22 protein-coding genes are annotated in these 23054 nt (G+C 69.4%); 12 read left to right on the top strand and 10 right to left on the bottom strand.

Annotated elements, in window-relative coordinates:
* The first annotated feature begins 42 nt into the window (after positions 1 to 42).
* Both AC0662_RS34585 and AC0662_RS34580 read left to right on the top strand, forming a co-directional pair.
* Positions 43 to 252, top strand: a complete 210-nt coding sequence (locus AC0662_RS34585; protein WP_452203877.1) for a type II toxin-antitoxin system HicA family toxin — start codon at positions 43 to 45, stop codon at positions 250 to 252.
* Positions 249 to 914 (top strand): hypothetical protein, encoded by a 666-nt coding sequence (locus tag AC0662_RS34580; protein ID WP_478305930.1) that lies wholly within the window; start codon positions 249 to 251, stop codon positions 912 to 914. The genes AC0662_RS34585 and AC0662_RS34580 overlap by 4 nt, the downstream gene beginning before the upstream one ends.
* 75 nt (positions 915 to 989) lie before the next feature.
* On the opposite strand, the gene AC0662_RS34575 is transcribed toward AC0662_RS34580, so the two are convergent.
* The 5 genes from AC0662_RS34575 to mce all read right to left on the bottom strand — a co-directional run bounded on the left by AC0662_RS34575 (position 990) and on the right by mce (position 7763).
* Complete coding sequence (locus tag AC0662_RS34575) at positions 990 to 2579, bottom strand: AI-2E family transporter (protein WP_478305928.1); 1590 nt, start codon at positions 2577 to 2579, stop codon at positions 990 to 992.
* Positions 2576 to 4750 carry a hypothetical protein gene (locus AC0662_RS34570; RefSeq protein ID WP_478305926.1) on the bottom strand — a complete coding sequence of 725 codons (2175 nt, stop codon included), beginning with the start codon at positions 4748 to 4750 and terminating at the stop codon, positions 2576 to 2578. The genes AC0662_RS34575 and AC0662_RS34570 overlap by 4 nt, the downstream gene beginning before the upstream one ends.
* Positions 4751 to 4837: 87 nt before the next feature.
* Positions 4838 to 6169 carry a crotonyl-CoA carboxylase/reductase gene (ccrA, locus tag AC0662_RS34565; protein WP_452203873.1) on the bottom strand — a complete coding sequence of 444 codons (1332 nt, stop codon included), beginning with the start codon at positions 6167 to 6169 and terminating at the stop codon, positions 4838 to 4840.
* Positions 6170 to 6330: 161 nt separating this feature from the next.
* Positions 6331 to 7233, bottom strand: coding sequence for an anti-sigma factor RsbA family regulatory protein (locus AC0662_RS34560; RefSeq protein WP_452203872.1), 903 nt, complete (start codon positions 7231 to 7233; stop codon positions 6331 to 6333).
* A gap of 110 nt (positions 7234 to 7343) precedes the next feature.
* A complete protein-coding gene (gene mce / locus AC0662_RS34555; protein ID WP_452203871.1) occupies positions 7344 to 7763 on the bottom strand; it encodes a methylmalonyl-CoA epimerase in 420 nt (139 codons plus the stop codon).
* A gap of 148 nt (positions 7764 to 7911) precedes the next feature.
* Between mce and AC0662_RS34550 the strand changes: the two genes are divergently transcribed.
* The 4 genes from AC0662_RS34550 to AC0662_RS34535 all read left to right on the top strand — a co-directional run bounded on the left by AC0662_RS34550 (position 7912) and on the right by AC0662_RS34535 (position 11338).
* Positions 7912 to 9114, top strand: coding sequence for an acetyl-CoA C-acetyltransferase (locus AC0662_RS34550; RefSeq protein WP_478305924.1), 1203 nt, complete (start codon positions 7912 to 7914; stop codon positions 9112 to 9114).
* Positions 9114 to 10070, top strand: a complete 957-nt coding sequence (meaB, locus tag AC0662_RS34545) for a methylmalonyl Co-A mutase-associated GTPase MeaB (protein ID WP_452203869.1) — start codon at positions 9114 to 9116, stop codon at positions 10068 to 10070. The genes AC0662_RS34550 and meaB overlap by 1 nt, the downstream gene beginning before the upstream one ends.
* Before the next feature lie 302 nt (positions 10071 to 10372).
* Entirely contained in the window at positions 10373 to 10531 is a 159-nt protein-coding gene (locus tag AC0662_RS34540) for a hypothetical protein (RefSeq protein ID WP_165546737.1), read from the top strand.
* 87 nt (positions 10532 to 10618) lie between these two features.
* Complete coding sequence (locus AC0662_RS34535) at positions 10619 to 11338, top strand: PH domain-containing protein (RefSeq protein ID WP_478305922.1); 720 nt, start codon at positions 10619 to 10621, stop codon at positions 11336 to 11338.
* Here AC0662_RS34535 and AC0662_RS34530 read toward each other — a convergent pair.
* From AC0662_RS34530 to AC0662_RS34515, 4 genes are all read right to left on the bottom strand, one after another.
* On the bottom strand, positions 11335 to 12621 hold the full coding sequence (locus tag AC0662_RS34530) for an RNA polymerase sigma factor (protein ID WP_478305920.1): 1287 nt from the start codon (positions 12619 to 12621) through the stop codon (positions 11335 to 11337). The two genes, AC0662_RS34535 and AC0662_RS34530, sit on opposite strands and share 4 nt — an antisense overlap.
* A 24-nt stretch (positions 12622 to 12645) precedes the next feature.
* Entirely contained in the window at positions 12646 to 12993 is a 348-nt protein-coding gene (locus tag AC0662_RS34525; protein ID WP_478305918.1) for a YciI family protein, read from the bottom strand.
* 85 nt (positions 12994 to 13078) lie between these two features.
* Complete coding sequence (locus AC0662_RS34520; RefSeq protein WP_478305916.1) at positions 13079 to 13801, bottom strand: maleylpyruvate isomerase family mycothiol-dependent enzyme; 723 nt, start codon at positions 13799 to 13801, stop codon at positions 13079 to 13081.
* 59 nt (positions 13802 to 13860) lie between these two features.
* Positions 13861 to 14307 carry a DUF4231 domain-containing protein gene (locus tag AC0662_RS34515; protein ID WP_478305914.1) on the bottom strand — a complete coding sequence of 149 codons (447 nt, stop codon included), beginning with the start codon at positions 14305 to 14307 and terminating at the stop codon, positions 13861 to 13863.
* A 31-nt stretch (positions 14308 to 14338) separates the two neighbouring features.
* Between AC0662_RS34515 and AC0662_RS34510 the strand changes: the two genes are divergently transcribed.
* The 6 genes from AC0662_RS34510 (at position 14339) to AC0662_RS34485 (ending at position 21782) form a co-directional block, all read left to right on the top strand.
* Positions 14339 to 14842, top strand: coding sequence for a MarR family winged helix-turn-helix transcriptional regulator (locus tag AC0662_RS34510; protein ID WP_478305912.1), 504 nt, complete (start codon positions 14339 to 14341; stop codon positions 14840 to 14842).
* 109 nt (positions 14843 to 14951) lie between these two features.
* Entirely contained in the window at positions 14952 to 16625 is a 1674-nt protein-coding gene (locus AC0662_RS34505; RefSeq protein ID WP_452203855.1) for a coenzyme B12-dependent isobutyryl-CoA mutase large subunit, read from the top strand.
* A 31-nt stretch (positions 16626 to 16656) separates the two neighbouring features.
* On the top strand, positions 16657 to 18348 hold the full coding sequence (locus tag AC0662_RS34500; RefSeq protein WP_478305910.1) for an NAD-binding protein: 1692 nt from the start codon (positions 16657 to 16659) through the stop codon (positions 18346 to 18348).
* Positions 18349 to 18397: 49 nt separating this feature from the next.
* The gene (locus AC0662_RS34495; RefSeq protein WP_452203853.1) at positions 18398 to 19339 is read left to right on the top strand and encodes a tetratricopeptide repeat protein; all 942 of its coding nucleotides are present in this window, start codon (positions 18398 to 18400) and stop codon (positions 19337 to 19339) included.
* A gap of 95 nt (positions 19340 to 19434) precedes the next feature.
* Positions 19435 to 20316: a MurR/RpiR family transcriptional regulator gene (locus AC0662_RS34490; RefSeq protein ID WP_478305908.1), complete on the top strand. Its 882-nt coding sequence runs from the start codon at positions 19435 to 19437 to the stop codon at positions 20314 to 20316.
* 71 nt (positions 20317 to 20387) lie between these two features.
* Positions 20388 to 21782: a hypothetical protein gene (locus AC0662_RS34485; RefSeq protein ID WP_478305906.1), complete on the top strand. Its 1395-nt coding sequence runs from the start codon at positions 20388 to 20390 to the stop codon at positions 21780 to 21782.
* 59 nt (positions 21783 to 21841) lie between these two features.
* Here AC0662_RS34485 and AC0662_RS34480 read toward each other — a convergent pair whose 3' ends face one another.
* Positions 21842 to 23053 carry a citrate synthase gene (locus AC0662_RS34480; RefSeq protein WP_478305904.1) on the bottom strand — a complete coding sequence of 404 codons (1212 nt, stop codon included), beginning with the start codon at positions 23051 to 23053 and terminating at the stop codon, positions 21842 to 21844.
* Between the last annotated feature and the right edge of the window lies 1 nt (position 23054).

The raw sequence follows: 23054 nt of genomic DNA, 5'->3' as shown, positions 1-23054 counted from the left end.
TGCGACTTGCCTTGAAAGTGTCTAGCTCCATAGACTAAAATCATGGTCAGTGGACAGCCGACACGGAAAGTCGTGAAGGCTTTCAAGGACGCCGGTTGGCGGCGAGTCAGGACGGAAGGGTCGCACAGCCTGTACGAGTGTTCCTGTGGTCGGCACACGTTCGTGGTGCCGGACGGTCATCGGGTGATCTCGCCAGGAGTCGTGCGGAAGGTCGACAAGGCACTCGCCGAGTGTGAGGGGACGGAGCAATGAAGACCTACGAGGTGAGCGTCAGCCGGGACGATCGGTGGTGGATGATCGCCGTACCTGAGCTCGATGGTCTGACGCAGGCTCGTCGGTTGGACGAGGTCGAGCAGATGGCGCGGGAGTACATCGCTGTGGTGACCGACTCTCCACTCTCGAAGGTCGCCGTTGAGGTTTCCGGCATCGACGCCGACGGGCGGGATCTGCTCGAGGCGAAGACCCTGGTCGACGGCCTCCGACGCAGGGCGAAAGAGCTCGAGACGCTGGTCGCCGAGTTGACCAAGGAGGTCGCGTCGGTGCTCACGGACGCAGATGTTCCGGTCAGGGACGTGAGTAGTGTGCTCGGCGTTTCCCATCAGCGGGTGTCGCAACTCGTGCAGGCTGCGGCGGAAGGGCAGAGCGCCGACGCGGCGAAGGTGATGCGAGAGGCGAGACAGCAGTTCGCCCACGACCTCGTCATCCACCTCGACGACGGACGTTCCTTGCAACTCGTCGAGGTGACATCACCCAAGTCCGGTCAAGCCAGGAGACCTCGAACCGAAAAGACTGCAGAGCAGGACGGCGATCGTCCAGCCGCGCAGAAGTCCACCGGCCGTCGGCTTCGTGGGAAGAGCGGTCACTCATCCGCGCGAAGCCAGACGTCCGGTCAAACCCGGAAGCAGCGCGTCTAGGGCGTGTCTCCCAATCCCCCGCCTACTGCGCGGGATTGGGAGACACGCCCTAGCCCGATCGGGGGAGAGCGCCTCCTAGGAGGCGTCGGCTTTGCGGACCCAGACTTCTCGGATGATGAGGAGAATGGCGGCGGCGGACGGGATGGCCAGGAGGGCGCCGACTACGCCGAGGAGGGCGCCGCCGAGGAGGGCGGCGATGACGGTGACGGCGCCGGGGATGTCCACTGCGCGGCGCATGATGCGTGGGGCGACGACGTAGTTCTCGATCTGCTGGTAGATGATGCCGTAGATCAGGCAGGCGATACCGGTCCAGAGGCCGCCGGTGAAACCGATCAGGGAGACCACGACGACGCCGATCAGACCGCCGACCATCGGGATGAAGTCGCAGACCATCACCACGATCGCCAGCGCCACGGCGTAGTCCCGCAGGCCGACGATCTCCAGGAAGATGAACATGCAGACGCCGGCACACAGCGCGACCATGAACTGACCGCTCACGTAGCCGCCGACCCGTCCCAGCACCTCGTCGCCGAGGATCGAGACCCGGCGCCGGCGGGTGTTCGGGACCAGGCTGTACGCCGCCCGCTTCACCGACGGCAGCGACGCGAGGAAGTACAGCGTCAGGATCAGGATCGTGAACGTGTTGAACAGCGCGTTCGCGACCACCTTCCCGACGCCGAGGATCCCGCCGAACGCGCGTTGGGCGAGCGCCGGGTCCTGGATGTAGTCCTGCGCCTTCTGGATGAAGTGGTACTTCGTGTTCAGGTTGTTGAGCGTCTTCGACTTCTCGAGCAGGTCGAGGTACCCCGGGGCGTTCTTGATCAGGCTGTCGATCTGGTCGGTGACGACCGGCACGATCGCGAACCCGACGCCGACGACCGCCAGGATCATCAGCAGGAACACCACACCGACCGACAGCCCGCGCTTCAGGCCGCGGCGCATGAACCACTCGACGAGCGGGTTCAGACCGACCGCGATGAACATCGAGACCAGCAGCAGGATGAGGACCGAGCGGGCCTGACCGAGCGCGTTCCACAGACCCCAGGCCACGAGTACGCCGAGGGCCGCGAAGAACCCGAACGTGAACGGGTTCGAGCGCCGCAGCGGCGGGCCGGGCTGGCCCATGCCCTCGGAGGGGTGCCGCTGGTCGATCAAGAGTTCGGCGATGTTCTCGTCCTCGTCCCGAGCCCTTGCGGCGGCGTTGCCCACGGCATCCGTCGCAGCCTCGGCCGAGTCGTCCGCCTTGTCAGCAGCCCTTTCGGCCTCCTCGGCCGCCACATCCGCCTCGCCAGCAGCGCCATCCGCTTCCTTGACGGACGTGCGGGCCTGGTCGGCCGCGTCGTCTGCCTCCTCGGCGGAGTCGTCCGACTTCTCCGCCGACGCGTCAGCCTTGTCGGCGGCCGTGTCAGCCTGCTCGGCCGAGGTAGCAGCCACCTCAGCCGAACCGTCGGCCCGGCTTGCAGAGCTGTCGGCGCGCTTGGCGTCGGTTGCGGCCGCCTCAGCGGAGCCCTCGGCTTGGGTGGCTGCGGTGGTGGCGTTGGTTGCTGCGTGGTCGCTCTTGTCGGCGGCGGCCTCGGCCTGCGCGGCGGCGGTCTTCGCTTCGCGGGTGGCTTCGGCGAGGTCCGCGTCGGTCGCTGTCGAGGTGTCGTCGCCGGCTGGCGTCACATCTTGTCCTTCGGGGATCGCGCGCTCGAGGTGGCCGCATCGGTCGTGTCGTCGGCGGACGGCTTCCCGGCAGACTTCGCTGCGGCGGCCGAACGCTGGACCCGAGTCTCCTCGTTCGCGAGGTCATCCAGCCGGAACTCGTCGATCCTCGTCGAATCCTTCGGCTCGTCCTCGTCCGCGAACGCGTCCGAGCCCACACCAGAACCAGTCGCGCTCGACACCGTCGCACCGGCCGACGTCGCACCCGCCTTAGCGGAACCGTTCGCGCCCGAGTCCGCACCGGCCGAGCCGGATCCCTTCGCCGCCGAGCCGCTCTTGCCTGCCCCAGCCGCACTGGACTTGGTGCTGCTGGAACCCGTCGAGCTGGACGCAGCGGAAGCGGGACCGCCGGCGGACTTGCTGGTGGTCTTGTCGGCGAGGTCGTCGGTGTCCTTCGGGTCCACGCGCAGGTTGGTGTCGATCCGCGTCTCGTCGACCCGGGCGTCACCCGCACCGAGACCGACGAACGGGCTGGCACCCGTGAACGGCCCGCCGTCGTCGTACGACGCCCCGCTCACCGACCCCGCACCCGCAGACCCCGAGCCCGAAGTCCCCACACTCGAAGACCCCGCACCAGAAGCTCCCGCACGAGAAGATCCAGCACCGGAAGATCCAGCACCCGAGGATCCAGCGCCCGAGGATCCAGCGCCCGAGGATCCAGCGCCCGAGGATCCAGCGCCCGAGGATCCAGCGCCCGAGGATCCAGCGCCCGAGGACCCAGCGCCCGAGGACCCAGCGCCCGACGTACCGAACCCACCCGCCGGAGTGGCCCCCGTGAACGGGTTGTCAGCCTCCGTGGCCGCCGGGAACCCGTTGTCGGCCGGGGTCGCCCCAGGGAACGGGTTGTCAGTCGGCGTCGTCCCCGCGAAAGGGCTCTCGCCGGCCCCCTTCGCCGGGCTGTCCGTGGCCCCGGACGCGAACGGGCTCCCCGCCCCCGTCCCCGGCGCACTCCCGAACGGCCGCCGACCAGCCCCCTCGGCCGCCGGAGCGCCCGCAGAACCAGCCGCAGAACCAGCCGCCGAATCAGTGGACCCGCTGGACTCAGCGGGACGGGCGAAAGGGTTGACGTACGGCGCCGCCGTCTCGGAGTCGAGCTCCGCCGCCTGTCGCGCGATGTTGCTGGCGATCTCGTTCAGCCCGGCGATCTGCGTCAGGATCCCGTCCCGCCGCTTCGCGAGCCGCTCGGTCTCGCGGGCGACGACCGTCCGTGAGCGCTCGGCCTCGTCGGCGGAGTTGGCGAGCTCGGCCTCGGACCGGGTCCGCGCGGTGCTCAGCAACTGCTCGGCCTCGCGCCGCGACCGCGCCAGCGTCCGCTCGGCCGACTCCTCCGCCTCGGCCCGGATCTTCCGCGCCTGCTCGGTCGCCTCCGCCACCCGGCGCTCGGAAGCCTCGGCGGCCTCCTTCATCTGGGTGGTGAGGCTGTCGGTGTCGGCCGCGATCTGCTGGTGCTTGTCGGCGAGCTCCTTGGCCTGCTGCTCCCGCTCGTCGGCCAGCCGCGCGCGCAGCGCCGCCGACTCGCGCTGGATCGCGGTCCGGATCTTCTCCGCCTCGTGCAGCGCGCCGTTCTTCAGCGTGCTCGCCTGCGACTCGGCGGTCAGCGTGAGCTGGTCGCCCTTGCGCTGCGCGGCCTGCAGTACCTCGGCCGCTTCGGTCTCCGCCGTACGCCGGAGCTCGGCTGCGTCACCCTCCGCGGTGCGACGCATGCTGTCCGCCTCGTTCAGCGCGACCGTGCGGATGTCCTCGGCCTCCCGCTCGCCTGTCGCCCGGGCCGCGGTGGCCTCCTTGCGGGCGTTCGCGCGCAGTTCCTCGGCCTCCCGCTTGGCCTCGTCGAGCGCCTCGGACGCCTGGTCCTGGGCCAGCCGGAGGATCTGCGCGGCCCGGTCGCCGAGTCCGGCGTACGACGGGTTCGCGCTGGCCTCGAGCTGGCGCCGGGTCTCCTCGAGCTGGCGCTGCATCGGCGCGACACTCTGCTGCAGTTCCTCGGCGCGGTTGCGTGCCTCGACGAGTTGCATCTCCAGCGCGCGGACATAGTCGTCCACGGCCTGCTTGTCGTACCCACGGCGGCTGACGGGGAAGCCCCCGGCAGCGGTGGCCGTGCGGTCGAAGAACGGCAGGCTCGACTCGTCAGGCATTCCCGAGATTCCCTTCTGGCGGCTCAGCGTGAATCCCCCACCTTAAGCCTGTCAGAATCCCCCTGAAACGCCCAAACGGATGATCTGTTACCTGTTACGGAAGCGATTGATCGCGTCCGTGTGCCGCGCGCGCAATTCCGGGTCCTTGATGCCGAGGCCCTCCTCGGGGGCCAGGGTGAGGACGCCGACCTTGCCCTGGTGCAGGTTGCGGTGCACGTCGTACGCCGCCTGCGCGGTGTCCTCGAGCGTGTACACCTTGCTGACGGTCGGGTGCACCATGCCCTTCGCGATCAGCCGATTGGCTTCCCAGGCCTCCCGGTAGTTCGCGAAGTGAGAGCCGATGATCCGTTTCAGGTTCATCCACAGGTACCGGTTGTCGTACTCGTGCATGAACCCGGACGTCGACGCGCAGGTCACGATCGTCCCGCCCTTGCGCGCCACGAACACCGACGCCCCGAACGTCTCCCGCCCCGGGTGCTCGAACACGATGTCCGGGTCGTCGCCGCCGGTCAGCTCGCGGATCCGGGCCCCGAACCGCTTCCACTCCCGCTGGTCCTGGGTGGTCTCGTCCTTCCAGAACTTGTAGCCCTCGGCGTTCCGGTCGATGATCAGCTCCGCGCCCATCGCCCGGCAGATCTCCGCCTTCTCCGGCGACGACACCACGCACACCGGGATCGCCCCGCCGTTCAGCGCGAACTGCGTCGCGTACGACCCGAGACCGCCGGAGGCGCCCCAGATCAGCACCACGTCGCCCTGCTTCATGTTGGCGCCGTTGGCCGACACCAGCTGCCGGTACGCCGTGCTGTTCACGAGCCCCGGCGACGCGGCCTCCTCCCAGGTGAGGTGGTCCGGCTTCGGCATCAGCTGGTTCGACTTCACCAGCGCTAGCTCGGCGAGACCGCCGAAGTTCGTCTCGAAGCCCCAGATCCGTTGCTCGGAGTCGAGCATCGTGTCGTTGTGCCCGTCCGGTGACTCCAGCTCGACCGACAGGCAGTGCGCGACGACCTCGTCACCCGGCTTCCAGGCGTTCACGCCAGGCCCGGTCCGCAGTACGACGCCGGCCAGGTCCGAGCCCACCACGTGGTACGGCAGGTCGTGGCGGGCGGTCAGCGGCGACAGCTTCCCGTACCGCTTCAGGAACGAGAACGTCGACACCGGCTCGAAGATCGACGTCCAGACGGTGTTGTAGTTGATCGCGCTCGCCATCACGGCGACCAGTGCCTCACCCGGCCCGAGCTCGGGCGTCGGTACGTCGTCGAGGTGCAGACTCTTGCGCGGATCCTTCTCCTTGGCGTCCAGTCCCTCGAACATGGTCGCCTCGTCGGCGTGCACGGTGATCCCGCGGTAGTGGTCCGGTACGTCGAGTTCTCCGACAGCGGCGCTGTCGCCGGAGAGGATCGCCTCAAGGATCTGCTTCACGGGAGTACCTCCTGCAGCGGCGGTCAATCGAGTGAGCGGAACTTACCGCTGAGTATGCGCCCGTGGCTGTGCCTTGTGACACAGCCCGACCCAGTTGAGACGACCGTCACTTTTGCAGTCCACCGTTGTCAGTGGTCTTACTCGGTCTTACTGCCGTCCGACTACCGAAGGCGGGTGTGCAGCCGTACCTGCGTGAAGTCGTCACCCGATCGCAGCTGGACGAGATCGCAGAGCTGGTTCGCCAGCCAGACACCCCGCCCGCCGATCCCGTCGAGCGGTGGCAGCACCCGCCCGACCAGCAGGTTGTCGATCCGCCCGCTGTCGGTCACGTCGCAGAGCAGCGCGCCGTCCGCGATCCACACCGCCAACGTGCCGCGGCCGCCGCCGAACCGGATGCTGTTCGTGCAGATCTCGTGCAGCGCCAGCGAAAGGTCCTCGAGCCGGTCCCGGGAGACGCCGTGCGACGCGGCATGCCCGCTCACCCACTGCCGCACCTCCCCGAGCTCGGCCGGCCCGAACTCCCACCGCTCGGCCCGATCCGGTACGTCGTGCAACGCGGTCCGGAACGCCTTCTCCGCAAGGGCTTCCGCACCCGAATGCATTGCGGTCGGATCGATCCCGGCCGCGGCGTCGTACGCACAGAGCAGCCGGAACGACGAGTCCCGCGCGAAGGCGATGTCGCACAGCGCGTCGTGCAGCAGCACCTCGTCGTACGCCGCGTCGCCGCGGCCCGGGTACGCGGCCTCGGCGAGTCCGCGGACGCGGCGGCCGGAATGCTTGTCGAGGAGCTCGCGCCAGAACGGGATCAGCCGCGCCGGGTTGCCACCGGCAACGGTCATGTCGGCGAACAGGATGCTGTCGCGGTCCGGTGCGAGGGCGTCACGCAGTACCGCGATCCGCTCGGGCGGCAGCACGGCCACGACCTCGTCCCCAGCCGCCAGCCCCTCGTGAACGAACGCGGCCGCGCGCCGCACGAAGTCGTCGTCCCCGGAATGGACGAACCCCTCGTGCCGGAACCCGGCCGGCGCACCGTGAAAGGAGTCGGTGGCGCTGTCCTTCAGCACCCGAACAGGGTAGTCCGCCGAACCCCTCCGAGGGCACTGTCTTTGCGCGCCGTCACCCCTTGTCCGCACCCCGTGACGCTGGGCGGATCACACGCTGGACACACGGTGGATCACGCGGCGGGTTCGACGAGTTCGACCAGGACGCCGCCGGCCGACTTCGGGTGGATGAAGTTGACGCGGGAGTTGGCGGTGCCGCGCTTCGGCTCGTCGTACAGGAGGCGGGCGCCGCGGTCGCGCAGGATCGCGCAGACCGCGTCGAGGTCGGTGACCCGGTACGCGAGCTGCTGGATGCCGGGACCGCGCTGGTCGAGGAACTTCGCGATCGGCGACGCGTCCGACAGCGGCGCCAGCAACTGGATCGACGAACCCGAGTCGCCGACCGAGAGCATCGCCTCGCGGACCCCCTGTTCGGCGTTGATCTCCTCGTGCGCCACGGTCATGCCGAACACGTCCGCGTAGTACCGGACGGCCTCGTCGAAGTCGGCGACCGCGATCCCGACATGGTCGATGGCGTCGAACAGCTGATCCATGGCGCCAGCCTGGCGCAGAGTGCTCCGGCAGGCCATCAAAAGTGGCCCACATGACATGGCTCGCGGATGGTCGGGAGCGCGATCCGTGTGACCCGTCTGACGCGTTCGAGCAGCGGCGTACCAGTGCCTCCGCAGGTATCGTGACAGCATGTCTGACACGCGGAACCGAAGCGTCATCGTCGCCGGTGCACGGACCCCGATCGGGCGGTTGCTGGGTGGCCTCAAGGGCTTCACCGGCGCCGAACTGGGCGGGTTCGCGATCAAGGGCGCACTGGAGAAGGCCGGCGTCACGCCGGACCAGGTCGAGTACGTGATCATGGGCCAGGTACTGCAGGCCGGCGGCGGTCAGATCACCGCCCGCCAGGCCGCGGTCAAGGGCGGCATTCCGATGGACGTCCCGGCGATCACCATCAACAAGGTCTGCCTGTCCGGGCTGAACGCGATCGCGCTCGCCGACCAGCTGATCCGCGCCGGTGAGTACGACGTCGTGGTGGCCGGCGGCATGGAGTCGATGACGAACGCGCCGCACCTGCTGCCGAAGTCCCGCGAGGGCTTCAAGTACGGCGACACCACGCTCGTCGACTCGATGGCGTACGACGGCCTGTGGGACGCGTTCACCGACCAGGCGATGGGTGCCCTCACCGATCAGGCGAACAACACCGGCCTGAAGCTGAGCCGCGCGGAGCAGGACGAGTTCAGCGCTCGTTCGCACCAGCGTGCCGCGGAGGCCTGGAAGAACGGCCTGTTCGCCGACGAGGTGGTGCCGGTCGAGGTGCCGCAGCGCAAGGGCGACCCGCTGGTGGTCGACAGTGACGAAGGCGTTCGTGGAGACACGTCGGTCGACGCGCTTGCCACGCTGCGCCCGGCGTTCGGCAAGGACGGCACGATCACGGCCGGATCCGCGTCGCAGATCTCCGACGGTGGGTGCGCGGTCGTCGTGATGAGCCAGGCGAAGGCCGAGGAGCTCGGGCTCAGCTGGATCGCCGAGATCGGCGCGCACGGCTCGGTCGCCGGCCCGGACTCGACGCTGCAGAGCCAGCCGGCCAACGCGATCGCCAAGGCCTGCGCGAAGGAAGGCATCGCGCCCGGCGACCTCGACCTGATCGAGATCAACGAGGCGTTCGCCGCGGTCGGGATCGCGTCCGCGCGCGAGCTCGGCGTCGGCGACGACAAGGTGAACGTGAACGGCGGCGCGATCGCGGTCGGCCACCCGATCGGTATGTCCGGCGCGCGGCTCGTGCTGCACCTGGCGCTCGAGCTCGGCCGCCGTGGCGGTGGCGTCGGCGCGGCGGCGCTGTGCGGCGGTGGCGGTCAGGGCGACGCTCTGATCGTCAGGGTCTCGAAGAGCTGATGCCACGACGCACTCCGCCGGTCGGTGAGCTGGTCGAACGGGCCCGGGAGGGTGACTCCCGGGCCGTCGCCCGGCTGATCTCGCTCGTCGAGGACGAGTCCCCGCTGCTGCGCGAGGTGATGGCCGAGCTGGCGCCGTACGCCGGGAACGCGCACATCGTGGGAATCACCGGTTCCCCGGGGGTCGGGAAATCCACGTCGACGTCCGCGCTGGTGTCGGCGTACCGCGAGACCGGCCAGCGGGTCGGCGTCCTCGCGGTGGATCCGTCGTCGCCGTTCTCCGGTGGTGCGCTGCTCGGGGACCGGGTGCGGATGCAGGATCATGCGACCGACCGGGGCGTGTTCATCCGGTCGATGGCGTCCCGCGGGCATCTCGGTGGGCTGTCCTGGTCGACGCCGCAGGCGCTGCGGGTGCTGGACGCGGCCGGGTTCGACGTGGTGCTGGTCGAGACCGTCGGCGTCGGGCAGTCCGAGGTCGAGATCGCCGGGATGGCGGACACGACGCTGGTGCTGCTCGCGCCCGGGATGGGCGACGGCATCCAGGCGGCCAAGGCCGGAATCCTGGAGGTCGGCGACATCTACGTGGTGAACAAGGCGGACCGGGACGGCGTCCAGTCGGTCACCCGGGACCTCCGGTCGATGCTCGCGCTGGCGGATCGCACCGAGGGCGCGTGGACGCCGCCGATCCTGAAGACGGTTGCGTCCCGCAACGAAGGGGTCGCCGAGGTGGTGCAGGCGATCGAGGACCGGCTGGAGTGGATGCGCGGGAACGGCGTCCTCACCGAGCGCCGGCGGAGTCGCGCGCGGGACGAGATCGAGGCGATCGCGACGACCGCGCTGCGGGCCCGGTTCGCGCACCTGCACGGTGACGCCCGGCTGGACGTGCTGGCCGCCAAGGTCGCGGACGGCGGCACCGACCCGTATTCTGCGGCGGACGAGTTGATCGCCGCGTTGTGACGATTGTCTCTCCGTGAAACAATCGACCACGCAGTGTCACATCGTGTCTTTGCTTTCCGTTCATCGGAAGTTGTTCCGATTTCGGGCAAAGGCCGGAGGATTTCCGTGGCACACGGCGTTCTCCGTCTCAGGGCGGCGCGCCGGTGGCTGCCGTGCCCCCGGATCCGTTACAGAATGGATCTTGTACCTGGTGAGCATTGTGCGGTGGGCTGTGTTCAGTCAGTGACAATTAGTGACCGTCCGTGATATAAACACTCAACCGCAGTCGACCGAGTGGTTAGTTAGAAACAAGGAGTGGCGACATGCCGAAGAAGCTGTTGATCTGGTCGCTCATCGCCTTTGCCGGCTTCTACCTGTTCACTCAGCCGGCCAATGCCGCAGGCGCGGTGGGCGGTGCGTTTTCTGCCGTGGGTGATGCGTTCGGGAGTGTCATCACCTTCCTGACCGCGCTGTTCAGCTGATCTGCCGTTCGGGTGTCCCGTCGCGAGTGATCGTGCGGGACACTTGGTTTACGGGGTCACACAACAGCGTGACAGGGGAGTGAGTGGATGGCCGGCATAGGCCTGTTCCGGATCTTCGACCCGAAGGTCCGGCGGCATCTGATCTCGGACGAGGGCGAAGTCGTCATCGACGAGGTCCGGCACCACTGGGTGGTGTTCACGGTGCCGATGCTCGAAGTGGTGCTGGCGGCAGCCCTGCTGCTGACGATGGCGGCCACGTCGATCGGTGGGCAGCCCGTGCTGCTGGCGATCGTGCTGGTGCTCCTGGCGCACGCGTTCTGGCAGTTCCTCACCCAGCATCGGGACCGCTTCGTGGTCACCAACATGCGCGTCATGCGGATCCGCGGCGTCTTCTCGCAGACCGTCGCGACCACCCCGATCGCCCGGGTCCTCGACATCACCCTGCAGAAACCGATCATCGGGCGGATGCTCGGCTACGGCCACTTCGTCTTCGAGTCGGCCGCGCAGGACCAGGGCTTCCGGGAGATCAAGTGGGTCAGCCGGCCCGACGACCGGGACCTCACCATCCAGCGCGTCATCCAGCGGACCGGCCTCCGGGCGTCCGCGAGTGTCGACGTACTGCAGGGTGACGAGGACTCCGACGACGACGGCACCGGCCCGATCGGGATGGACTCGGCGCAGGAGGTCACCACGGCTCCGGCCGCGGCCTCGGCGCCCGCGCCACAGTCCCGCCCGGGCCCGACGGGCTCGGCCGGCGCGAAGTCCATCTTCAACAGCGAACGCGGCAACTGGACCGACGAGACCTAATCTCCAGCCCGTGGTGACCTGGCCGCGGCTTGTTGGGTGAAGTGGTCGCGGCGGTGTTCCCGGTGGGATCGTTCCGGGTGGGTCGGGGGAGCGGTGGCCAAGGCCTGGTCCAGTTCGTCGACGGCTTCGGCGTACGCGTGCCGGCGGGCCAGGAGTTCGGCGCGGATGGCGTGCCAGCGTGAGCTGCTCGGGATCGTGTCGAGCAGCTCGAGCGCGTCGGTCACCTCGCCGATCTCGGCGATCGCGACGGCGCGGGCCAGCTGCGCGGCGGGACTGGGGGAGACCTCGACCAGCAGGTCGTACAGCCGGACGATCTCGCGCCAATCGGTCGCCGCATAACTCGGCACGCGGGCATGCTCTGCTGCGATCGCTGCCTGCAGTTGGTAAGCATCGGCCTGCCGAGCAGACCGCTCCAGCGAGTCGTTGAGGAGTACGACGCCGCGCGCGATCAGATCCTGATCCCACAGCGAACGGTCCTGCAGATCGAGGGTCACCACGTCACCGACCGCGTCGACACGCGCCGGCCGGCGAGCCTCGGTGAGCAGGAGCAACGCCAGGACCGCCGTCGGCATCGGCTGATCGGGCAGCAGCGTGTGCAGCAGCTCCGCCAGCCGGATCGCCTCGGCACACAGGTCGACGTCGTACGCCGCTTCGCCCTCGGACGGCGCATGCCCCGCGGTGTAGAGGCTGTGGATCACCGCGCAGACAGCGGGCAGCCGATCCGGCAGCTCGGCCTCGGCGGGCACGCGGTACGGGATGCGGGCGGCGGAGATCTTCTGGCGCGCGCGGACCAGCCGCTTCGTCGCGGCGACCTCGGTGGTGAGCAGTACGCCGGCGATCTGCGCGGGGGAGAGCCCACACAAGGTCCGGAGTGCGAGCGCGACCCGGGTCGGCGGCGCCAGCGACGGGTGGCAGCAGATGAAGATCAGCCGGAGGAGATCGTCCTGGACGACGTCGTCCGGCTCCAGCCCGCTGGTCGGGTCGAGTTCCCGGCGGGTGATCTCGATCAGGTCCGAACCGGCCTGTTCCTTGCCGGCCCGAGCCTGCTCGCGGCGGATGATGTCGAGCGCCTTCCGGCGCGCGGTCACGGTCAGCCAGGCGCGCGGTTCGGGCGGTACGCCGATCACCGGCCAGGCGCCGAGGGCCGCCAGGGCAGCTTCCTGGACGGCGTCCTCGGCGAGCTGGACGTCGCCGACGGTCCGGACCAGGGTCGCGAGGATCCGCGTGCCCTCGATCCGGATCGTCTCCGCGACCGCGTCGTACCGCTGGTCCACCGGGATCACTCGGGCTTACTCGGCCGACACCGGTTACTTGGCCACGATGACCGGCCGGACCTCGACCGCGCCGCCCCAGGCGGCCGGGATCTCGGCGGCGATCTTGACCGCCTCCTCGAGGTCGTCCGCCTCGATCAGGTAGTACCCGGTCAGGGCTTCCTTGGTTTCCGCATACGGACCGTCGGTGGTGATCACCGGCCCGCCGCGGGCGCCTTCGACCCGGACGACGGTCGCCGTCGCGGTCGGGTGCAGGACGGCGCTCGCCTGGATCTGCCCGGCGAAGTCCACCCCGAACTTCCGGTACTCGGCCAGCTCGTCGGCCTGCTCAGGCGCCCACCAGTCGACATCCGCGGTGTAGGTCAGTGCAAGGTACTGCGTCATCAGAGTCCTCCCTCTCCCTGAGACCACTGTGGTCTCTCACCAAGGGAACGAACAGCCGGGCCTACAGAGGACATCTCTGGAAATCTCACTGAGTAGCCTCCGAAACGCGCCCCCGGAACGCCTTCACCACCTCCGCGTCCCCCACCGTCCCGATCGCGTCGTCCCCGGCCCGTCCCCACAGCCACAGATACAGCGCCGCCGCATCACCGAAGATCTCCGCCGCCACGTCCCCCTCCGCCCCTTGCCGTACGTCGACACTCGTCGCGTCGGCGTGGATGGTCCAGGACCGGCCGGACGCGGTCAGCCGCAGGGCGGCGTCGATTGGATAGGCCGTGTCACCCTCCTCCCACCAGGGACCACCGAGATTCGGGTAGAGCACCTCGTCGATCCCGTCCAGCGCGAGCTCGGTGTCGATCGGCGTCACCGCGTCGTGCGCGAGCTCCACGTCGATGCGGTGCACTGCCGTCTCGTGCGCCATCCGCCGGTGCCAGAACGCGGACGTGGTGTCGCGCGGGTTGAAGGTCCACGTCTCCACACCGGTGCCGGCCTTCTCCAGCGCGTCGACGATCGCGACCCGCGCAGCGTCGTACCACTCCAGCGAGTCGCGGCCGGTGAAGTCCGGCGGCCAGGGGTCGGGGAGCGCGCCGAGGCGCAGTACCTCGACCTTGTGGTCGTAGACCTGAGCGACGTGCCGCACCACGGACTCGACCGTCCATCCGGGACAGCTCGGCACAGCGGCGTCCAGCCCGGTCCGTGCAACGTCGGCCAGGCGTGCCGCGTCGGCCCGCACATGCTCCAGATACTCCATACCCGAACCTTGCCAGCCGCCACAGACAGTTTTCAGCGGCCAGTTTTCAGCGGCCAGTTTCAGACGTTCCGCGCTTTCAGGGCCGCCTCCCAGTCCGCGGTCTCGGTGTGGCTGATCTCCACGACGCGTTCGGCGAGGAGTTTCACGGGCTCGTGCGCCGCGGCGTACCGGCCGGCGCGTTGGGCGTACAGCCAGGCCTCGTTGCGCAGGGCCTGGGCGGTGCGGGTGTAGGTCGGATAGGAGTCCTTGAAGCCGAACAGGGTCCGGACTCCTTCGGCGAGCGCGATCACGCCGCCGAGCGACGGCGCGAGCCACGTCGGGGCGTTGATCGCGACCGAGATCGCGATCACCAGGGCCGCGGCGAGCTGGACGGTCCCCAGCGCGCGGTAGGCGACGCGGGCGTTCCGGGACTGGTGGGCGTACCAACGGAAGCGGATGCTGATCAGCTGCTCGGCGGGGTTGTCGGTTCCGAGGGCGGGGAAGTCGGAATCTCTGAGTGTCGACATGGTCAGACCAGTGTCGGGCTAATGTTCGGCCATGGCGAGGAAGAGGGCGTTGCCGTTCGATCCGATCGACGAGGCGTCACGGCAATGGGGCCGGCGCTGGGGAGCGGTCGAGCAGATGCGGGCCGTCACCTCGCTGATGCGCGCCCAGCAGATCGTGATCAACGAACTCGACGAGATCCTCCGCAAGCACGGTCTGACCTTCGCCCGGTTCGAGGCGCTGGTGCTGCTCACGTTCTCGCGGCGCGGGTCGTTGCCGCTCGGCAAGATGGGTGAGCGGCTCCAGGTGCACCCGACATCGGTGACGTCGATCGTCCGCCGGCTGGAGGCGGCCGGCCTGGTGACCCGGACGCCGCACCCCGACGACGGCCGCGCGGTGCTCTGCGAGATCACCCCCGATGGCCGTGACCTGGTCGAACGCGCGACCGCGGACCTGGTCGCCGCCGACTTCGCCCTCCGCGGCCTCACTGAGGACCAGCTCGCCATGCTCTGGTCCGTCCTGGAACCCCTCCGCCGCAACGCCGGCGACTTCTCCTAACCTTTCACCGGCGGGGAGACGTATTGGGCACGTACTGGAACCTCTGGCGGATTGGAAATAGTTGGACGTCCTAGTATTTTAGGGACCAGTCCCCTAGGAGGTCTGACTGATGGATGCCGAGCAGATCGCGGCCGGGCGTGACCGGTGGCAGCAGAGGTACGACGCGGCGCGCACGCGGGAGGCGGATTTCACCACCCTCTCGGGCACCGAGGTCGAGCCGGTCTACGGGCCGCCCGAGGGGGTCGCCGACCCGCGGATGGAGCGGATCGGCTGGCCGGGGGAGTTCCCGTTCACTCGCGGGCTGTACGCGACCGGCTACCGCGGCCGGACCTGGACGATCCGGCAGTTCGCCGGGTTCGGGAACGCGGAGCAGACGAACGAGCGCTACCGGATGATCCTGAACGGCGGTGGCGGCGGCCTCTCGGTCGCGTTCGACATGCCGACGCTGATGGGCCGCGACTCCGACGACCCCAAGTCGCTCGGTGAGGTCGGCCACTGCGGCGTCGCGATCGACTCCGCCGACGACATGGACCGGCTGTTCAAGGACATCCCGCTGCAGGACGTCACCACGTCGATGACGATCTCCGGCCCGGCGGTGCCCGCCTTCTGCATGTACCTGGTCGCGGCCGAGCGCCAGGGCGCCGACATCACCAAGCTCAACGGCACCCTGCAGACCGACATCTTCAAGGAGTACATCGCGCAGAAGGAGTGGCTGTTCCCGCCCGAGCCGCATCTGCGCCTGATCGGCGACCTGATGGAGTACTGCGCCACCACGATCCCGGCGTACAAGCCGTTGAGTGTTTCCGGGTACCACATCCGCGAGGCCGGCTCGACGGCCGGGCAGGAGCTGGCGTACACGCTCGCCGACGGCTTCGGGTACGTCGAGCTCGGGCTGTCCCGCGGGCTCGACGTCGACGTGTTCGCGCCCGGCCTGTCGTTCTTCTTCGACAGCCACCTGGACTTCTTCGAGGAGATCGCGAAGTTCCGCGCCGCCCGCCGGATCTGGGCGCGCTGGCTGCGCGACGAGTACGGGGCGAAGACCGACAAGGCGCAGTGGCTGCGGTTCCACACCCAGACCGCGGGCGTGTCGCTGACCGCGCAGCAGCCGTACAACAACGTCGTACGGACGGCTGTCGAGGCGCTGGCCGCCGTACTCGGTGGGACGAACTCGCTGCACACCAACGCGCTCGACGAGACGCTCGCGCTGCCGTCCGAGGAGTCGGCCGAGATCGCGTTGCGGACCCAGTCGGTGCTGATGGAGGAGGTCGGCGTCACCAATGTCGCCGACCCGCTCGGCGGCTCCTGGTACGTCGAGGCGCTCACCGACAAGATCGAGGCCGAGGCCGAGGAGATCTTCGCGCGGATCAAGGAGATGAGCCCCGACGAGTCGATGACCGGCGGCATCCTGCGCGGGATCGAGGACGGCTGGTTCATGGCCGAGATCGCCGACGCCGCCTTCGAGTACCAGCAGAAACTCGAGAAGGGCGAGAAAAAGATCGTCGGCGTGAACACGCTGACCGACACCGTCTCCGGGGACCTGGAGATCCTCCGGGTGTCGCACGAGGTCGAGGTCGAGCAGTGCCGAGTGCTGGCCGAACGCAAGTCCCTCCGCGACGAGGACCGGGTACGTCGTACGCTGTCCGCTCTGGTGGAGGCGGCCAGCGGCACTGGCAACCTGATCGAGCCCATGCTGGAGGCGGTGCGTGCGGAGGCCACGATGGGGGAAATCTGTCACGTTCTTCGGGAACAGTGGGGAGAGTACCGGGAACCCGCCCGATTCTGATCAGCCGCCACCGCCCGAGCGGTCCACGGGCGTGGCCGGCGCGATCGGCCCGCCCGACGGGCGCCGGGTCGTGGTCTGCGGCTCGGACCGCACGATGCTGCGGGTGGTCACCGAGCTGGTGAGCTCGGGCGAGCGGGTGACCGCGATCGTCAACCCCGCGTCGCGGCACTACGACCGGATCGGCGAGCTCGGCGCGACCGTGATGGGCGCCCGGGTGATCAGCGAGTCACTGCTGCGCCGGGCCGGCGTCGACGCGGCCGACGACGGTACGCCTTCCACCGCGCGGGCGCTCGTGCTGCTGGACACCGACGACGTCCACAACGTGCACACCGCGCTCACCGCCCGCGACATGGATCCGGAGCTGCGGATCGTCGTACAGATGGTGAACCCGCGGCTCGGCAAGCAGATGAACAGCCTGCTCGGCGACTGCGTGGTGATCAACGGGCCGTCGCTAGCCGCGCCCGCGTTCGTCTCCGACGCGCTCGAGGACGACGAACTGACCTGGCTCGAACTCGGTGGCCGGCGACTCGTCGTGGGCCAGGCCGACCTGATCCGGGAACCGCACCTGACCGTGCTGGCGGACACCACGTCGTCAGCGACGCCCGAGTTGCTGCCGCTGTCCAGCTCCGACCCCGAAGGCGACATCGTGCTCGGTACCGGAGTGCGGGAGGTGTGGCGGAGTCGCGACGTACGCCCAGCCGGCTGGCTGATGGCGATGCGCGACATTCTCGACAGCCGGGTCCGGAAGATCGCCGCGCTGATGGCGCTGCTCGTCGCGGGCGGCACCGCGGTCGTGCACTTCTTCGGCGGGGTCGAGTGGTGGCGCGCGATCTACCTCGCGGCGGGCGCGGTGACGTCGGCCGGGATCGAGGACAACGCGTTCTCCGACGCCGAGCCGTGGGTCAAGGTGGCGTCGGTCGTCGTACAACTGACGGGCATCGTGCTGATGGCGCTGCTGACCGCGGTCGTGGTCGACTCGCTGATCGGGGCGCGGCTGTCGCGGATCATCGGTGGGGTGCGCGGGCGGCCGCGGAACCACGTGGTGGTGTGCGGCCTCGGTACCGTCGGAGCGCGGGTGCTCGAGATCCTCACCGAGCGCGGCGTCGCGGTCGTCGGGGTCGACATGGACGAGGACGCGCCCGGCATCCAGGTCGCGCACCGGCTGCGGATCCCGGTCGTGATCGGGGACAGCAGCAACGAGGAGACGCTGCGGTCGGCCGGTGTGCAGCGCTGCCAGTCGGTGCTCGCGATCACCGACGGCGACATCACCAACCTGGAATCGGCGATGGTGGTCCGGGATCTGAACCCGGAAGCCCGGATCACGATGCGGATGTTCGACCACGACCTGGCGCAGCGGGTCGAACGGCGGCTGGGTCTCGGCCACAGCCGGTCGGTGTCGATGCTGGTCGCGCCGGCGGTCGCCGCCGCGGTGGCGAACCGGCGCAGTCAGGTGACGGTTCCGGCCGGTCGCCGCGTGCTGCTGCTGACCGAGGTGACGGTCGAGGCCGGGTCGGTCGCCGGTGGGCGGCGGCTCGGCGAACTGGACGAGCCGGGTGGGCTGCGGGTGCTCGCTCGGCAGGACGTCGGAGAGGCCTGGGACTGGAGTCCGAAGCCCGAACGGGAGCTGCAGGCGGGGGACCGGATCGCGGTCGCGGGCACGCGGAGCGGGCTGGCCCGGCTACTGATGGCGACCCGGGGGCAGCGCGGTTCGGTAGCGTCGTAGAGGATGGACCTGTGAACGTACGGAGTGCGCACGGAATGCGAGGACAGTGGTGAGCCAGTCCAACTTCTCCCGTCCCGGGGCGATCGACCTGTCGTCCCTCCGCAAGCCGGCCGGTGCGGCCGGCGCGCCAGCGGGCGGTGGCCCGAGCGGCGGTCAGGGCGGTGGCGCCGCGGGCGCGTACGTGCTGGACGTCACCGAGGCGAACTTCCAGGCCGATGTGATCGAGCGGTCCATCCAGGCCCCGGTCGTGGTCGAGCTCTGGTCGCCGCGGGCGCCGGGCGCGACCGAGCTCGGCGCGGTGCTGGCCAAGCTGTCGACCGAGTACGCCGGGAAGTTCCTGCTGGCCCGGATCGACGTCGACGCCAGCCCGCAGGTCGCCCAGGCGTTCGGCGTGCAGTCGGTGCCGGTCGTGATCGCCATCCTGCGGGGTCAGCCGGTGCCGCTGTTCCAGGGCGTCCTCGGCGAGCCGGAGGTCCGGCAGTACCTCGACCAGTTGCTGACCGTGGCGGTTGCCAACGGCATCACCGGGCGGGCCGACCCGGTCGGTGGTCCGGCGCCCGAGCCGGTCGAGGAAGACGCTCCGAACCCGCGGTACGAGGCGGCCGAGAACGCTGTCGGCGCGGGCGATCTCGACGGCGCGATCGCGGCGTACGAGGAGCTGCTGAAGGAGACGCCGGCCGACGCCGAGGCGAAGTCCGGGCTGGCCCGGGTGCAGCTGGTGAAGCGCACGCAGGACGTCCCGGCCGACGTCCGGACCCGCGCGGCCGACAACCCCACGGATGTCGAGGCGCAGCTGCTGGTCGCCGACGTCGACCTGATGGGTGGGCACGTGGACGACGCGTTCGCGCGGCTGATCAGCACGGTCCAGGCGACGGCGGGGGACGAGCGGAACGCCGTTCGGCTGCACCTGCTCGAGCTGTTCGACGTCGTCGGCGCGGACGACGACCGGGTGATCAAGGCCCGCCGCCGCCTGATGTCGGCGCTGTTCTAGTCATCTTTGGCCGTCCGCCTCGCTGAACGAGCTGGCCGGAATCGGACAGTGTGAATTCTTGTAATTGGTCTTGAAGTGCTCTGAGAATTCTTCACATGAGCGCTGTCGAGTCACCGCCGCCGAGTCTCGAGGCGCGCATCAACGGCCTGCTGCCGGCACTCAGCCCGGCGCAGGCCCGGATCGCGACCGAAGTCCTGCGGGATCCGGCGGCGGTCGCCTCGTCGACGATCGGCCAGCTGGCGGCCCGGTGTGGGACGTCGCTGCCGAGCGTCACGCGGTTCTGCCTCGCGCTCGGCTTGTCCGGGTACGCCGAACTCCGGCTCGCGCTCGCGGCTGAGACCGGCCGGACGAGTCCGAGCTGGGAACGTGGGACCGGGTCCGAGGTCGGTCCGGACGACTCGCTGGACGACGTACTCCGGACCCTGTTGCGCGCCGACACCCGCGCGCTCGAGGACACCGTCGCGGGGCTGGACGTGAACGCGCTCGGCCGGGCGGTCGCGGCCATCTCGGACGCGCGCCGTATCGACCTGTACGCCGTGGCGGGATCGGCGGCCGTTGCCGAGGACCTGCGGTTGCGACTGCATCGGATCGGGCGCGGCGCCAGCACGTGGAGCGACGTCCACACGGCGCTGGCCAGCTCGGCGCTGCTCGGGACCGGGGACGTCGCGGTCGGGATCTCGCACAGCGGCGAGACGATCGAGGTCCTGGAACCGCTGGCGCGAGCGGGCCGGCAAGGCGCGACGACTGTTGCCATCACCAACTATCCACGATCGCCGCTGGCCCAGGCGGCGGACATCGTGCTGGTCACGTCCGCGCGCGACGTGACGTTCCGGACCGGTGGACTGGCCGGCCGGCACGCCCAGATGATCGTGCTCGACGCGCTCTATCTCGGCGTCGCGCAACGCGACTACCCGCTGGCCGAACAGGCCTTCGACGCCACCGCCGACGCAGTCGCCGACCACCGCCGTCGGCCCTGAACACCTTCCGTCACACGCTTTCCGCGCACGTTTTCTGCCTACTCCGTTCGACCGCCTTCCGAAGGAGCATCATGCAGAGTCCGCACCAAACCCTCGGCCCGTCCCGCCGCGCCTTGCTGCTCGGCGCCGGCGCCACCGCCCTCACCGCCGCGTCCGCTACAACCGCCTCCGCCGAGACCGCCGGCGCAGCTGGCGTCGCCGGTTCGACCGCGGGGGCCGTCGCGAGTGCCGCCGTACCGTTGCCTGATCAGTTGCCGTTGACGGGTGGACCGGACTTCCCGATCGGGCTGTTCTGGCCGCCGCACCCGTTCGCGAGTACGGCGGACCGGTTCGCGGAGATCAAGGACGCCGGGTTCGACTTCGTCATCTCCGGCAACTACGCGGGTGACGGCAACATCTTCCAGTACCAGCTCGGGCTCGCGCGGGACGCCGGCCTGCAGATGCTGATCTCCGACGACATCCAGATCCGCAACATGTCCCGCTGGTTCTCGATCTCCGACACCACGACAGATTTCCTCAGCGTGACGCCGGCGGAAGCGCGTGAGCTGTACACCCGCGCACGCAACGCATATGGGCCGTACTCGTCACTGGCCGGCTTCAACTTCTACGACGAGCCGGGCGCCGGCTGGTTCGCGACGCTGGCGAAGGCGTTGGCGATCTCCCGGGAGCTGGCGCCGCAGCTGTTGCCGTACATCAACTTGCTCCCGTCGGACGACGCGGCGTACTACCGGAACTTCGTCGACGTGGTGAAACCGTCGCTGATCTCGTTCGACCGGTACCCGCTGCTGTCCGAGGGGCGCGAGGACACGAACTACTTCCACAACTGGGCGATCGTCCGGGACGCCGCCCTGCACGGCGACATCCCGTCCTGGGTGTTCATCCAGACGCTTGCCTACAACAACCATCGGGAACCGACCGCGGCCGAACTGCTGTGGCAGATCAACATCAGCCTCGCGTACGGCGCGAAGGGCATCCAGTACTTCACGTACTGGACCCCGGAGGCCGCGCGCGGCGAGGGCTTCGGGCCGGCGCTGATCACGGTCGACGGTCAGCGGACCTCGCGGTACTACGCCGCGAAGCAGATCAACACCACTTGGCTGCATCAGGTCGGTCGCGAGCTCAAGCCGCTGGTTTCCGAGACCGTTGAGCACGCCAACGAAACACCGTTGCCGAACGGGGCCGTCGGATTCACACCGACCAACCTGGTCTCGGGCATCACCGGCAGTGCGGTCGTGGTCGGGACGTTCCGTTCGCGGGACGCGGCGTCGGGCGACCGCTGGCTGCTCGTCACCAACCGTTCGCACAGCGAGCGCGCACGCGCGGTCGTTTCGCTGAACGACTCGACGGTGGGCTCGGTAGGGGTCTTCCAGCCGACCCGCCAGAAGTATGTCCCGCAGAGCGTCGGCTCGATCCAGGTCTCGCTAGCACCCGGTGCAGCCACCCTGATCAAACTCACCGCCAAGTAATCACGCCGCAGGAACCAACCACCCGCCGCGACACCAGCGGGTGGTTGGTGGGTGGGTGGTCAGTTCGTCTGGCCGGTGTAGACGCCCATGGTGCGGAAGCGGAGGGCGGGGGCCGCGTACTCCTCGAGGGCGTGGGCGGTCCAGCCGACGATGCGGGCGAGGGCGAACAGCGCGTCGCCGGCGTCGGGACGGAAGTCGTACGCGTGCATGATCGCCGCGATCGCGAGATCGCTGTTCGGGAACGTTGGGGTGCGCTCGGCGATCGCCGCGATCGTGTCGACGACGGGATGGTCGCCGAGAAGCTCCAGCAGTACCTCGGCGCGCGGATCGTGCTGCTGGTAGATCTTGTGGCCGAACCCCGGGACGGGCTCACCGGATCGCAGCTGGTCCGAGAGCGCCTTGAGCGGGTCCTGCATCGCCCGGCCGAGGAACTCGTACGCGAGAGTCGGCGCCGCGCCGTGGTACTGCCCGTCGAGCGCGCCGAGCCCGGCCGAGATGACGGCGTACAGGTTGGCGCGGGCGCTCGCGGCGACGCGGGCCGCGACGGTGGAGACCGCGAGACCGTGGTCGGCGAGCAGGATGAGTGCGGCGTCGAGCAGTTCCGGACGCGGCTCGTGATCCGACAGCTTCGGCCAGAGGCGTCCACCCAAGGTGGTACGGGCGGTTGTCGGTCCCGGAAGCGCCGCGACCAGGGTCTCGATCAGCGTGCCGGCCGCCGCGGTCACCGACGGCGTCGACAGATCGAACCGCAGCGGGTCCGCCGCGCCCAGCACCGCGACCGCCACCCGCAACCGATCCGTCAGCCGGGCCTCGTCCGGCACCACCTCCATAGCCCGCCGAGCCAGCATCACACCCTCCCGGCCAACGACAAAGGCCGCGTTACGTCCCGCCCCGGTCGGTCCAACGGTTGGCGCCTGGTGCTCCTCTGAGGCAGGTGCCGGCGGTTCGTTTGTCCAGAGCAGGTGGGCTACTTGTTCGACCGTGGCGGTGGTGGCCAGGGTGCGGGCTGGGTGGCCTCGGTAGTAGAGCTCGTCGTCCTGGAGCAGGGTGAGTTGGGACTCGATGCGTTCGACGACGCCGGAGTGTTCGACCGAACGGCTGGCCAGGCGGTCGACCTCGCTCGCGGCGAACAGGCTGCCGCGTCGGCCGCGGGCGCGGACGCTGGTGAGCATGCCGCGGCTGACGTACGCGTAGATCGTCTCGGGCTTCACCTGCAGCCGGCGCGCCACCTCGGCGGTCGTCAGGTAATTCTCGTCACCTTCGGCCGTCATT

This window comes from Kribbella sp. NPDC043289 (genome assembly GCF_056436705.1).
Note: the sequence above shows the minus strand (reverse complement) of the source record. Positions and strands in the feature narration are given on the sequence as shown.